Genomic DNA, 13,866 nt, shown 5'->3' on the forward strand with positions numbered 1-13,866 from the left:
CGGTGTAGACACTCCCCTCGCGGCCGAGTGCCGCGTGCCAGAGCTCCTCACAGGCAAACGGGCAGATCGGAGCCAGGACCGAGACGATGTCGCAGGCGACGAGTGCGGTGAGGGCGACGTCGCGCTCGGTCGCAGGCACAGCGTTGAGGTAGGCGTTCGCGGCGTTCACGAGCTCCATCATCGCCGAGATCGCGGTGTTGAACTGGCCGCGGTCGAAGTCCTCGGTGCACTTGGCAAGGGTGCGATGGCGTTCACGGTAGAGCTCGAGAGCGGGCTTGGAAAGCGTCGACTTGTCGAGAGCAGTCGCATCGCCGGCGGTTTCGGCGAGCTGCCACACGGTGCGCCACGCGCGCTTGATGAAGCGGTTCGCACCCTCGACGGCGTTGGGGTCCCAGTCGAAGTCCTTCTCGGGCGGGGCGATGAACAGGATCGCGAGGCGCATGGTGTCGGCGCCAAAGGGCTCGATGACCGAGCTCGGCGGGACGACATTGCCCTTCGACTTGGACATGGTGTCGCCGTTCTCGTCCTTCACCATGCCCTGGCACAGCAGGTTGGTGAAGGGCTCATCGACGTCGAGCAGCCCCATGTCGCGCAGAGCCTTGGTAAAGAAGCGGCTGTAGAGCAGGTGCAGGATAGCATGCTCGATGCCACCGATGTAGTTATCGACCGGCATGAAGCGGTTGGCGGCCTCGCGGGAGAACGGGAGCTCGGTGTTATGTGGGTCGGTGTAACGCAGGTAGTACCAGCTGGAGCACGTGAAGGTGTCCATGGTGTCAGTCTCGCGGCGGGCCGGGGCTCCGCACACGGGGCAGGTGGTCACGTAAAACTCGCGGCACTCGGCGAGCGTCTCACCTGCGCCGAGGTCGAGGTTCTCGGGCAGGGTCACCGGCAGCCGGTCCTCGGGCACGGGGACGATGCCGCAGTGCTCGCAGTGGATGGCCGGAATGGGGTTGCCCCAGTAGCGCTGGCGGGAGATGAGCCAGTCGCGCAAACGGTACTGCACGGAGCGGCGTCCGGTGCCGGCAGCCTCAAGGTCGGCAACGATGGCGGCCTCGCCCTCGGAATGCTTGCCGCCCGTCATGCCGGTGTACTTACCGGACTGCACCAGGGTGCCCTCGCACGTAAGTGCCTCGTCCCAGTCGACGGAAGTCACGCGCGTGGCGCGCTCGTCCTTGAGGTCCCCGTACAGCGGGTCGTCCTCGGTGAGGATGATCGGAACGATGGGAAGGTCGTACTTCTTGGCGAACTCGAAGTCGCGCTGGTCGCCACAGGGAACAGCCATGACGGCGCCGGTGCCGTAGTCGGAGATGACGTAGTCGGCCACCCACACGGGCACCTTCGCCCCGGAGACGGGGTTGACGACGTAACGACCTGTGAACGCGCCGTGCTTCTCGAGGGTGCCCTGGGCGCGCTCGACGGCGGAGATGTGCTTGGCACCCTCGACGACCTCGCGGACGGCTGCCTCGTACTCGGTGCCCTCGACAAGCTCCATAAGGCCCTTGTACTCGGGGGCGAGCAGGAAGAACGTGTTGCCGAACAGTGTGTCGGCGCGCGTAGTGAAGACGGTAATCTTACCCTCGTCGCCCGGGATGGGGTCACCCTCGGCATCGCACAGGGTGAAATCGACCTCGGCGCCCTCGGAGCGCCCGATCCAGTTCGCCTGCATCTGCTTGACGCGCTCGGGCCAACCGGGCAGCTTCTCGAGGTCATCGAGGAGCTCCTGGGCGTACTCGGTGATCTTGATGTACCACTGCTCGAGGTCGCGCTTCTCCACCTCCGAGTCGCAGCGCCAGCAGCGGCCCTCGGTCACTTGCTCGTTGGCGAGCACGGTCTCGCACGTGGGGCACCAGTTGACTGGGTTCTTCTTGCGATACACCAGGCCGCGCTCCCACAGCTTCTCGAAGATCCACTGGCCCCAGCGGTAGTAGTCGGGGCTGCAGGTCTTCACGAGACGGTCCATGTCGTAGGAGAAGCCCATACGCTTCATAGTGGCGAGAGCCTGGTCCATGTTCTTGTACGTCCAAGCCGCCGCCTGGGTGTTGTGCTTGATGGCGGCGTTCTCGGCGGGCAGGCCGAAGGCGTCGAAGCCGATGGGATGCAGCACGTCGTAGCCGCGCATACGAGCCTGACGGGCCATGGCGTCGCCGATGGTGTAGTTGCGCGCGTGCCCCATGTGCAGGTCACCGGAAGGATACGGGAACATCTCGAGGATGTACTTCTTCGGCTTGGTGGAGTCGGTGTCCACGGCAAAGAGATTCTGCTCCTCCCAGGACTTCATCCACTTCTCCTCGATGGCCCGAGCGTCGTAGAACGGGATCTCCCCCGCCTGGCGCTCGGTGCCGCAATGCTCGTGGCAATCGCACATGGTTGGCTCCTATCGTTCAAGCGCAGCGGTCAATCAAGACCCGCCGCGCCGCGTCGGTAACGCTCAAGATTCTAACAGGTCTTGCAGGTGAGACCGACCTCACCCGCTCCCCTATCACAGCGGGGCCCGCGCAGAACTTGTCCGCGCGGGCCCCGCTCGTGGTCCGTGTCGTCGATCGGCCGCTTAGTTGTAGCTCACCGTCTGCTGCGAGTCCTTGACCACGACGTCGTGGGCACCGCCCTCGACGATGGAGGTGGCGGACACGAGCGTGAGGCGAGCCTTGTCCTGCAGCTCGGGGATGGAGAGCGCGCCACAGTTGCACATAGTGGACTTGACCTTGTACAGGGTACCGTTCACGCCATCCTTGAGCGAGCCGGCGTAAGGCACATAGGAGTCGACGCCCTCGACGAAGGACAACTTCTGGGCGCCGCCCAGATCGTAGCGCTGCCAGTTGCGGGCGCGCGCGGAGCCCTCGCCCCAGTACTCTTTCATATACTGGCCGTTGACGTTCACGCGGGAGGTCGGGGACTCATCGAAGCGGGCAAAGTAGCGACCGAGCATGAGGAAGTCGGCGCCCATGGCGAGCGCAAGGGTCATGTGGTAGTCGTAGACGATGCCGCCGTCGGAGCACACGGGCACGTAGACGCCGGTCTCCTCGAAGTACTCGTCGCGGGCGCGGCAGACGTCGATCAGCGCGGTGGCCTGGCCGCGGCCGATGCCCTTGGTCTCTCGGGTGATGCAGATGGAGCCGCCGCCGATGCCGACCTTGATGAAGTCGGCGCCGCAGTCGGCCAAAAAGCGGAAGCCGTCGGCGTCGACGACGTTGCCGGCACCGACCTTGACGGAATCGCCGTAGTTGGCGCGAATCCACTCGATGGTGCGCTTCTGCCACTCGGAGTAGCCCTCGGAGGAGTCGATGCACAGGACGTCCGCACCGGCCTCGACGAGCAGCGGCACACGCTCGGCGTAGTCGCGAGTGTTGATGCCGGCGCCGACCATGTAGCGCTTGTTGGCGTCGAGCAGCTCGTTGGGGTTGGTCTTGTGGGAATCGTAGTCCTTGCGGAACACGATGCCGACGAGATGGTCGTTGTCGTCCACGACGGGCAGGGCGTTGAGCTTCTTGTCCCAGATGAGGTCGTTCGCATCCTTGAGGGTGATGTCCTTGTCGCCCACGATGAGCTCGGCGCGGGGCGTCATGAACTCGGCGACCTTCTTGGAGTGGTCGTCGCGGCTGGGGCGATAATCGCGGCTCGTCACGATGCCGAGCAGCTTGCCGCGAGGCGTGCCGTCGTCGGTGACGGGCATCGTGGAGTGGCCGGTCTTCTCCTTGAGGGCGATGACCTGCTCCATCGTCATGTCGGGGGTGAGGGTGGAGTCGGACTCGACGAAACCCGCCTTGTGGTCCTTGACCGCTTTGACCATGGCGGCCTCGGACTCGGGGGTCTGAGAGCCGTAGATGAAGGAGATGCCGCCCTCGGTGGCAAGGGCGACGCCCATGTCGACGCCGGAAACGGACTGCATGATGGCGGAGACCATCGGGATGTTGAGAGTGATCTCGGGCTCCTCACCGCGCTTGAAGCGCGTCAGAGGGGTCTTGAGGGAAACATTATTGGGAATGCACTCCGAGGATGAGTACCCGGGGACGAGCAGATACTCAGAGAAAGTGTGGGACTCACCAGGGAAAAACGTTGCCATGTCGCTCCTTCGACTCATTGCTACCGGCTGACCAGACGATCCTCACATCGCCCGTGCCTTTGGCGCCCGATATAAGTGGAAGGTATTGTAGCGCAGGGGCGCTGCTACAATGACTGTCGTTGCCAGACTTCAAAGGGTCTGCCCATCTCGGCCCTTCGCAGGCGCGCGAGCGCCGCGTTTATCCGCGAGCCGCTGCAAACAAGCCCGCCCAACACACTTGGAGATTCCATGCCGCTGTCCGCCCATGCCCGACTCACCATCTCCGACGACGCGCGCGACCTCCCCGGCGCGTTCGGGGGCGGTTGCGCGGCGCTGCTCGAAGGGGTGGCGGAGGAGGGCTCGCTCAACCGTGCGGCGAAGCGCATGGGTATGGCCTACTCCAAGGCTTGGCGCATCGTGCGCGAGGCGGAGGGGCATCTGGGCTGCGAGCTCTTGGTGCGCGACGGCGCGCGTGGCTCTCGCCTCACGCCCGAGGGCGAACGCGCACTCCTGGCATATCGGACCCTCCAGAGCGAGATCGATGAGCTCATTTTGATGCGCATGCCCGAGCTGTTTAGGTCCTGACCGGAAATCATCAAAGCATCATCGCGAAATGTTGCAGTGAAATTGGGGGGCGCTGAGATATCACCCTTAATCCACTCATTGAAAGTGCAGGTAGGCAGCGCACCGACATTATACGCAATCAACACGTCCCTGCTTTACTGCAACATTTCTCCAACCTTCGATCCGAATGTGCCGCACACTTGTAATCGCTCCCGCGGTCACGCCCGATCAAAAACGAAATGCCATCACCTGACGATGGAGCTCCTTCCGCTGTTCGCAGAACGCTCGAGTCCGTGGAGCCTCCCGAAATCCGAGGACATCGGCGAACGACAGGCAAATCGTCTCGAAGCTCTCGAAATCGTCCATCTGCTCATACGCCACGTCCAAAACGCGATAGCCCATCGCCTCCAACGCGGCGCGACGGCCAGACTCGAGGGAGAATCCGCGCTCATCTGCGTGGAATGCGACGCCGTTCAGCTCGATGTCGACCTTGAGATCTGGCCACAACTCGTCGCAAGAGCACCAAGACCTGCCCGCCAGCTTCCTGAGCTCGGGCAGGAAACTCACACGCCTGTTCAGGAAGGGCCGAGGCCACGAATCGCCGCCGAGGGACACGGGAGCGAACTGCATGATGGCGAATTTCGCCTCGAGCGGCGACGCGGCGCCGTCGAGCACGAGCCTTGCCGCCTGGAGGGCCTTGCGCGCAACCGGGACTCCCCGCTCGACGCAGCGAGCGAAGTACCCCGTCAACTCATCGGCCGTCGTCAAAGGAGGGCGCGCCCACATATCGGAGCGCCGGCCGGTCGAGGTCGTCGCTTGGCGCCAGGAGTGGGACTCGCCGCCGGCATCGATAAACAAGAGACGTTTACCAGACTCGTCGTAGCAAGCATTGCAGTATGGCCCTGAACTGGCGGCGTAGACGGCACGCCCTCCCCTCTCGAGTTCGCCCTCGGCGTCCCGCAAGGCGTTGAGCACGGCACGGGACTGGGGCGTCTCATGAAACACCGCGAACAAGCCACAGGCTTCCATCATGAGAAGCCCGAGCTCCACCACGCTCCGTCCGCGTGCCAGCTCGAGAAACAGCTGCGGTACGGACGGTACCATCAAACCGCCGCCGAGGGAGATAAGCTCGTCTGGATCCTGGTGTCTGGGAAGTCTGCGCGGAATGACGAGCCCATTCGGACGCATCGAGGACGGCTCCGTCGGACACAGCTCCAGTGGCAGTGGAATTCCCATCAAGTCGCTTTCTGCCCGCAGGCGGACCATGCGCGTCGCATGGCTCTCATTCGGGCAGGGCCTGGTCAAAAGTCGATAAAGCCGCTCGCCCTCCTCCGAGCCGTCGTGGAAGACCGCTGGGTCGACCCGAGCGTGCACCACCTGCAATGGCGTCCGATAATACGAAAGCGCACTCATGCCATGCAGTACCGGCATACATTCCCCAATCCCCAAGCACTTAAAGCGCAAAGACCCGCGAGCACCCGATTGAGAAGGCCCGCGGTCGAGATAACGCACGGCAATGAGAAATGTTGCAGTTAATCAGAGGGAGGCTACGGGCAAAAGGCCGGCAGCTCGACATTATCGCAGGTAGTCGATATGCAGGGAAACGCGTGTACCTGAAAGGACGTCCATTCACTGCAACATAACGAAATATGCCGAACCGCACAGAGCCGCAAGCGCTCCCAATAGGAGTCGTATACCCGGTTCGTGAGGTGCGAAACGGAAGAATCGTGCGACGCGGTAAAGGAAAGTGCGCCCCTCGCTAGCGCCCGAGGAAAGCCTTGAGCCCAATAAAAACGAGCACGCCGCCTCCGGCGATCTCCGCACGCGGTCCGAAACGCTCTCCCAGCCTTCGGCCGACAGCCAAAACGAGCAGGCAGCATAGAAGCGTGGCCAAGCCAATCATTCCGCAGTAGAGCACAACATCTTTCCCCTCCGCGGCGAAGCTCACGCCCACCACGAACGCGTCGATCGCCGTAGCGACCGCCTCCAGGCCGATCGTTGCCCAGGTGAGCCTCGTGGCGGGGCACGACTCGGGCTCACGCAGCTCGCGCACCGACTCGACAATCATCTTGCCGCCAACAAATACGAGAATGACAAGGGAGACGATGCCGGCATAGCGCTCGATGTATTCGGCAATGAGGGTGCCGCCGAGATACCCCAAGACGGGCATACCCATCTGGAACAGGGCGAACGCGATGGGCATGCCGAGCTTTTTCGACATCGGCATGTCGGGTTCGCACAGGCTGTTGGACAGGGTGACCGCCATGGCGTCCATGGCGAGGGCGATGCCGAGGACAGCTGCCTCGATGAGGGATGCAGTGGTGATGGCAGGCATGGGAGACCTCCAAAATACACAGGCGGGTAATCGAGAAACGATGATTGGTAGCACACGTCGATAAAACTTCGCGAATCAGTGAAGCTTTATCGACGTGTGCTACCAAGGGAGCGAGACAAGCAGGCAACCGAGCTCCGCGATAGCAAAGTCGGACTGAATTCAGCCGATCAATCGGCCCGCTTGCGCTTATCTCGCCCGCCCGATTTACGGCTCAGGGGGATTGCAGAACCAGCGCATCGCCTGGTCGAGGTCATCGGCAATCACAAGAGGGTTGTCGAGACCGGCAAATATGCGAACCGCCCGACCATCCGCCCCATCGCGCGCATGGAGGCGGGTGTGACGCCCACCGGCGGGACGGGCTCGCCCGTTGAGTTCGCAACGCTCGATGAACTCCCCCGCCGTAACGCCCCACTGCTCCGGAAGCTCGAAATCGACAGCCGGGCCAAAGCCGTGCATGAGGACCCGAGTGGCCAGATCATGATCGGGGTGACACAGCAGGCCCGGATACGCAACCGAGCCGAGTCCCTCGCAACATGAGAGATATTCCGCAAGGGCGCGGGCGTGGTCGAAATGCCGCTGCATGCGCTCGGGTGCCGAATCAAGCCCTTGGGCAATTGCATCCAGATCCGCGGCGGAAAGCCGGTCCCCCGCAACGGGCAGCACCCCTCGTGAGGAAACGGCAACGACCTTGCGGCTCAAGCATCCGGCAGCAATTCGATCGAGCCCCTCGAGCTGCACATCGGCGCCAAGATCAAACGCGTGGCACCCGAAATGAGACGGCACGGTGATGTCCGCGAACAGCCTGCCGCCTGCATCGTGGACATCGGCGGCAACGGAACGAACGTCCGCCACACGCAGCCCCGCACCGCCAATCATGTCAATCAGCACGTCGCCGGAACCCATAACACCAGAGTGAGCGCAGAGGCTCGCAACATGATCGGCATAAACAAAAGCGGCGGCCTTAGCAGAGACCACCCCCGCATACCGAGCCTCGAGCTCCAGCTGGGTCGTCACTGCCAAGACCGCCTTTCGCGACACGCCGTTAAATGAGTGGACAGTATACCCCAAGCCCCACGCTGGTGAGGTCGCGGGAACGATACCTTCGATTCGAAGCACCCTTAATCGGCCAAAACGCATGCGGGCGCCAGGTGAACGCATGCCCACCGGGCGCCCGTAGAGCGAAATCTATGAACCTAACTTCTACGCGCGGGTGTCGATCTCCTCGCGAACCTTGGCGATGAACTCATCGACGCCCATGGGGACCGTCTCGTTGGAGCGGTCGCGCACGGAGATGTTGCCGGCCTCGACCTCCTTCTCGCCCAGGATCAGCATGTAGGGCACGCGGTCGGTGCTGCGGGCCTCGCGGATCTTGTAGCCGATCTTCTCGTCGCGGTTGTCGCACACGGCGCGGATGCCGGCGGCCTCGAGCTTCGCCGTGACCTCGTTCGCGTAGTCGCGGCTCTTCTCGGAGACGGGCAGGACCTTGACCTGCATCGGGGCAAGCCACACGGGGAACTTGCCCGCAAAGTGCTCGATCAAGATGCCGATGAAACGCTCGATGGAGCCGAAGCATACGCGGTGCAGCATGATCGGGCGCTTCTTCTCGCCGTCGGCATCCACGTAGGTGAGGTCGAAGTTCTGCGGCATCTGGAAATCGAGCTGCACGGTGCCGCACTGCCAGGTGCGGCCGAGGGAATCCTCGAGGTGGAAGTCGATCTTGGGTCCGTAGAATGCGCCATCGCCCTCGTTGACCTCGTAGTCCATGTGCAGCTGCTCCAGAGCGGTGCGCAGGCCCTCCTCGGCGCGAGCCCAGTCCTCGTCGGAGCCCATGGAGTCCTCGGGGCGGGTGGAAAGCTCAACGTGGTACTTAAAGCCAAACTTCTGGTACACGGAGTCGATGAGGTTGACCACGCCCACGATCTCGTCGGTCAGCTGGTCGGGACGCACAAACAGGTGGGCGTCGTCCTGGTTAAAGCAGCGCACGCGGAACAGGCCGTGCAGGGCGCCGCGCAGCTCGTGACGGTGCACCAGGCCAATCTCGCCGGCGCGGATGGGCAGCTCGCGGTAGGAGTGCGGCTTGGAGGCGTACACCAGCACGCCGCCCGGGCAGTTCATGGGCTTAATGCAATACTCTTCGTCGTCGATGACGGTGGAGTACATGTTGTCCTTGTAGTGATCCCAGTGGCCGCTGGTCTTCCACAGCTGCTTGTTCATGATGAGCGGCGTGGAGATCTCCACGTAGCCGGCCTTGTGGTGGATCTCGCGCCAGTAGTCCAGCAGCGTGTTCTTAAGGATCATGCCGTTGGGCAGGAAGAACGGGAAGCCGGGGGCCTCGTCGCGCATCATAAAGAGGTCCATCTCGCGGCCGATCTTGCGGTGGTCGCGCTTCTTGGCCTCCTCCAGCATGGTGAGGTGCGCCTCGAGCTCGTCCTTGGTGGCGAAGGCGGTGCCGTTGATGCGGGTGAGCATCTTGTTATTGGCGTCGTTCTTCCAATAGGCGCCGGACACGCCGGTGAGCTTGAACGCCTTGAGGGCCTTGGTGTAGGTGAGGTGCGGGCCGACGCACATGTCGATGTAATCGCCCTGCTGGTAGAAGGTGATACGGGCATCGTCTGCAAGGTCGCCGATGTGCTCGACCTTGTACTTCTCGCCGCGCTCCTCCATGAGGGCGATGGCCTCCTCGCGGGGCAGCTCGAAAACCTGGAACTTGAGGTTCTCCTTAACGATCTTCTTCATCTCGGCCTCGATGGCGGGCAAATCGTCCTCGGAGAGGGTCTTGTCGCCGAGATCGACGTCGTAGTAGAAACCGTTGTCGGTGGCGGGGCCGTAGGCGAAGTCGGCCTCGGGATACAGGCGCTTGATGGCCTGGGCCATGATGTGGGCGGCGGAGTGGCGGATGACGTGCAGGGCCTCGTCGCCCTCGACCTCGGCTACAGAGCCGTCGTTGAACAGAGCCTTCATATGAGTACCTTCCTTATAAGGTGTATTACCTGAATGGCTGTCTAAGTGTACCCGTTTTCATATGGGGATGCGTTTCCAAACGAAGACGTCATGCGCAAGCCGACTTCTCCCCTATTAGCTCCCCCATTTGAAAGCGCACCCGCCATCGGGATGCGATGACGGGTGCGGATCGGCGCGCGGCAAGAGACCCCATGCGCTACATGGGGCGCAGACGCGCCTATTGGATGTGAGTACGGCAGTACGGGCAAACTTTCCAATGAGCCTCGAGCGGCTTCTTGCAGGTGGGGCATACGTTGCGAACCTGCGTGTTGCAGACGGGGCACACGATAAAGTCCTTCTCGATGGTGGTACCGCAATTGGGGCAGTTGCCGTACTGGGCAAGCTGACGCTCGCGAAGAGCCATCTCGAGCTCCTGCTCCTCGCGATCGGAGGCGTACATGCTGGGACGCATGACCAGGTAGGCGATCAGACCGACAAACGGAATGAGGGCAAGCAGGCCCCACGCCCAAAATGCCTGAACACCGCGACGTTTGGCGTCGATGAAGACGTAAGCGACGGAAAGCAGGTAAAGGGCGACGACGAACGCGATGAAAACATAGACGACCATCATCAATTGAGGCGACATAAGCTCCTCGATGTACTTGGACATGCGGACATACCTTTCAGCCGGTTGCGCACGGCGCAAAGCTGGTCACAATCGTTCGGTATTGTATACCCATGCTCAGTTTCATGCACCCTTCGGATAACGCCGCGTAACGTCTCGCACGTTAATGACATAGCGAACGAGCCGGAACACCAACGTAACGTTGATTGCCCGAATACAATGGCAACCCCATATGCGGCGCTCTCAATACCTCGCCCTTCTTTAATCCCGCAAATGCACCTCGAGAGTTAACTCTCGAAGAGAAATAGACGTCAGCTCAGTGAAATTCGGCTCCGAAAGTTAACTCTCGGAGCCGAATGCCCTCACCGCCCATTGTGACCACCAAGAAGTGGCACACCTTTGAGGAAAGAGGCCCTACGCGGCAACGCCAAGGCACAACGAGCCAGCCTTGACAGTACGTATCGAAGACATACAGCGTCAACGCCCCAGAAACAGCAAGGTGCCTAGCTCAAATCCTCGCCGTTAGTCGCAATGACGCGCTTATACCAATAGAAACTGTCTTTACGAAAACGATCGAATGTGCCGTTTCCTTCATCATCCGCATCAACGTAAATAAACCCGTATCGCTTTTTCATCTCACCTGTCGACATGCTCACAAGATCGATGCAACCCCACGGCGTATAGCCAATAAGGTCCACGCCATCATCAACAGCTTTCCTCATCTCCTCAATGTGACGACGAAGATAGTCAATGCGATATTGATCGTGAATCGACCCATCAGCCTCAAAGACATCAACAGCGCCAAGACCGTTTTCCGTGATCATTACGGGAACTCGATACCGGTCGTACACCTTATTCAACGTATAGCGCAAGCCAACCGGATCAATGGGCCAATCCCAATCCGTAAGCTCCAGGTACGGGTTGCGGACACCTCCCATGATGTTGCCACCCGTCTGATCTCCAAACTCCTCAGCACGCGTTGTCTGACAGATGCTCTGGTAATACGAAAACGTGTAGAAATCGCACGTGCCTGCTTTGAGATCCGCGCGCTCCTTGTCAGTGAGTTCGAGCTCGATACCGTGCCTGCGGAAATAAGTCCAGGCATAGTACGGGTACTCGCCCCGCAACATCACGTCAGAGCACATGCAATTGCGATAGAGATCGTCCATCTGGACGAGAAGCTGGTCCTCTGGACAACACGTGCGCGGATACTGCGTGATGTGGCAAATCATCGTTCCAAAACTGAAATCACGGTTAATATCTCGACCCATCTTCACCGCTCGGGCGGAGGCAATAAGGATGTTGTTGAGAGCATTCATGCGTTCATTTGGATAATCTGGCTGCTCAGTGAAAGATTCCGTCCCATCATGATAGATACCGCCCTGACCGAATGCGCTCATCGGGAGCAGCATGTCATTGACTTCATTGAACGGAAGCCAGTACTTTACCAGCCCTCGATATCGAGAAAAAACGGCCGAGCAATAACGTACGTAAAACTCTATTACCCGCTTATTTCTCCACCCTCCATATTTTTTCACAAGGTTAAGCGGCATTTCGCTGTGCGAAAGCGTTACCACCGGCTCAATATCATGTTCGCGAAGCGCGCTGAGCAAACGTTCATAGTGGTCAAGACCAGCTTCATTTGGCTCGGCATCGTCACCATGTGGAAAGATGCGACTCCAATCGATCGAAAATCTATAAGCCTTGAACCCCATTTCCGTAAATAGCTCTATATCTTCCTCAAAACGACGGTAGCAGTCCGATCCCCATTCCGAAGGAAATGCATAAGCCGGATCTCTGTCAAGACAAATCCGACGCGGGCTGTGATGAGAGCCGCTAGATACGACATCCGAGACGCTCAGGCCCTTTCCATCGAGATCAAAGGAGCCCTCACACTGACTCGCAGATGTTGCACCACCCCACAAAAAACCTTCTTTGAATCCCATCAGATTACTCCTCATCCGTAAAATTCAAGACGCGCATAGAAATAACCGCGACGACCATCGAGAGGCATACGCCAATCATGTAGTACGGGAATGTCTCGGTCATCGCCAGAGGAAGCGTGCCAAATGGGACAAATCCAAATGAAAGATATTGCACGGTAAATAAGCCCATCACAACGCCACCGGCGGCACCGCCAATAATCGTTGCAATCATCGCCTTGCGATACTTCGCAATGAGTCCAAAGAAAACCGGCTCAGTCACGCCAATCAGAGCGGTGACACCAGTGGAGGAGCCAATCGACTTGATGTTTTTGTTCTTTGCAGTAAAGAAGATATACAATGCGCAAGCTGCCATAGCGGCATTAGAAGCAGCCGTGCAGGGATAGATGAAGTCGTATCCGAGCGTAGCCAGATTCTGCACGGTAATGGGAGACATTGCGACTTGCATACCAGTCGCAAGCATGAAGGGGTAGACGGCAGCACAAATTGCACCGCCGACGGGGCCGAGCGAAGTGTAGAGCCAAAGTATTCCCTCAGCGACAAAGGTCCCCAAGAAATTGCCCGCAGGCGCAAGGAGCGAGAAGCCAATAATTGCTGCGACCAAAAACGTTACGAACGGGGTAACGATGATGTCCAGCATTGCCGGGACCACCTTCTTGCAAGCACGCTCAATCCATGAGGCAACATACACGGTCAAAATTGCAGGAACGACCGTAGAGGAGTAATTCGCGAACGTGATAGGTATAACCCCAAACAGCTCAATGGTCTCGCCGGACATTCCGGTAAACGTAGGATGAATAAGAACTGCGCCAAGCGCCGCTGCCACATAAGGGTTGCACTTAAATCTCTTTCCAGCCGAAAATGCGATCAGTACCGGCATGAAATAGAAAGCGGTATTTGCGCAGGTGTAAAAGAAATTATATTCAACCGAATCAGCGCTAATCCAACCAAATGTCTGGATGGAGTACAAAACTCCCTGGAGCAGGCCACAAGAAACTATTGCTGGAATAAACGGGGCAAAAATGCCTGATAGCGTATCGAAAAAAAGATCGAACATATGCCTCGGCGAAAAATCGCGCTTGCCAGTGAGATTCGAGTCGAGATTCTCGTCGATTGCGTCCTCGCGCGCCAGGCCGCTGCGATCGCAAATCGCAGCATAGACCTCGCCGACCTGCTGGCCGACAATAATTTGAAGCTGGTCGCCCGACCACTGAGTGCCAATTACACCCGAAAGGCCATCAAGCTCGCCCTTATTCGCCAGACCCTTATCCTTAAGGTTGAAACGCAACCGCGTAACACAGTGAGTAAAGTAGCTGATGTTGTCCTTGCCACCCACCAAATCGATAACTCGATTGGCGAGCTCGTCGTACTTTTTCGAACCCATTCCAAGCTCCCTTGTTCGAAACCTGGGGACAGGCAG

General features: G+C 59.8%; 10 protein-coding genes. 1 reads left to right on the plus strand and 9 read right to left on the minus strand.

Annotated elements, in window-relative coordinates; all coding sequences use genetic code 11:
- Window positions 1-2,365, minus strand: a 2,365-nt coding sequence (leuS, locus tag ACT8II_RS00740; RefSeq protein WP_443812791.1) for a leucine--tRNA ligase, incomplete at its 3' end; no start/stop codon positions are given.
- A gap of 183 nt (window positions 2,366-2,548) precedes the next feature.
- Complete coding sequence (locus tag ACT8II_RS00745) at window positions 2,549-4,060, minus strand: IMP dehydrogenase (protein ID WP_412108131.1); 1,512 nt, start codon at window positions 4,058-4,060, stop codon at window positions 2,549-2,551.
- A gap of 228 nt (window positions 4,061-4,288) precedes the next feature.
- Here ACT8II_RS00745 and ACT8II_RS00750 point away from each other — a divergent pair, with 228 nt between their 5' ends.
- Complete coding sequence (locus tag ACT8II_RS00750) at window positions 4,289-4,624, plus strand: winged helix-turn-helix domain-containing protein (RefSeq protein WP_118653709.1); 336 nt, start codon at window positions 4,289-4,291, stop codon at window positions 4,622-4,624.
- Between the two features lie 207 nt (window positions 4,625-4,831).
- Here the strand turns inward: ACT8II_RS00750 and ACT8II_RS00755 are convergent, their stop codons facing one another.
- From ACT8II_RS00755 to ACT8II_RS00785, 7 genes are all read right to left on the minus strand, one after another.
- Complete coding sequence (locus ACT8II_RS00755) at window positions 4,832-5,791, minus strand: hypothetical protein (protein WP_443812792.1); 960 nt, start codon at window positions 5,789-5,791, stop codon at window positions 4,832-4,834.
- Window positions 5,792-6,362: 571 nt separating this feature from the next.
- A complete protein-coding gene (locus ACT8II_RS00760) occupies window positions 6,363-6,938 on the minus strand; it encodes a manganese efflux pump MntP (protein ID WP_443812793.1) in 576 nt (191 codons plus the stop codon).
- 204 nt (window positions 6,939-7,142) lie between these two features.
- Window positions 7,143-7,952: a PLP-dependent transferase gene (locus ACT8II_RS00765; protein ID WP_118653712.1), complete on the minus strand. Its 810-nt coding sequence runs from the start codon at window positions 7,950-7,952 to the stop codon at window positions 7,143-7,145.
- 186 nt (window positions 7,953-8,138) lie between these two features.
- The gene (thrS, locus tag ACT8II_RS00770) at window positions 8,139-9,899 is read right to left on the minus strand and encodes a threonine--tRNA ligase (RefSeq protein WP_294121924.1); all 1,761 of its coding nucleotides are present in this window, start codon (window positions 9,897-9,899) and stop codon (window positions 8,139-8,141) included.
- Between the two features lie 217 nt (window positions 9,900-10,116).
- Window positions 10,117-10,548, minus strand: coding sequence for a double zinc ribbon domain-containing protein (locus ACT8II_RS00775; protein ID WP_294121923.1), 432 nt, complete (start codon window positions 10,546-10,548; stop codon window positions 10,117-10,119).
- A gap of 458 nt (window positions 10,549-11,006) precedes the next feature.
- Window positions 11,007-12,449 (minus strand): glycoside hydrolase family 1 protein, encoded by a 1,443-nt coding sequence (locus ACT8II_RS00780; protein WP_294121922.1) that lies wholly within the window; start codon window positions 12,447-12,449, stop codon window positions 11,007-11,009.
- A 4-nt stretch (window positions 12,450-12,453) separates the two neighbouring features.
- Complete coding sequence (locus tag ACT8II_RS00785) at window positions 12,454-13,830, minus strand: PTS transporter subunit EIIC (RefSeq protein ID WP_006721515.1); 1,377 nt, start codon at window positions 13,828-13,830, stop codon at window positions 12,454-12,456.
- Between the last annotated feature and the right edge of the window lie 36 nt (window positions 13,831-13,866).

This window comes from Collinsella sp., from assembly GCF_052346665.1.
Lineage (GTDB): Bacteria > Actinomycetota > Coriobacteriia > Coriobacteriales > Coriobacteriaceae > Collinsella.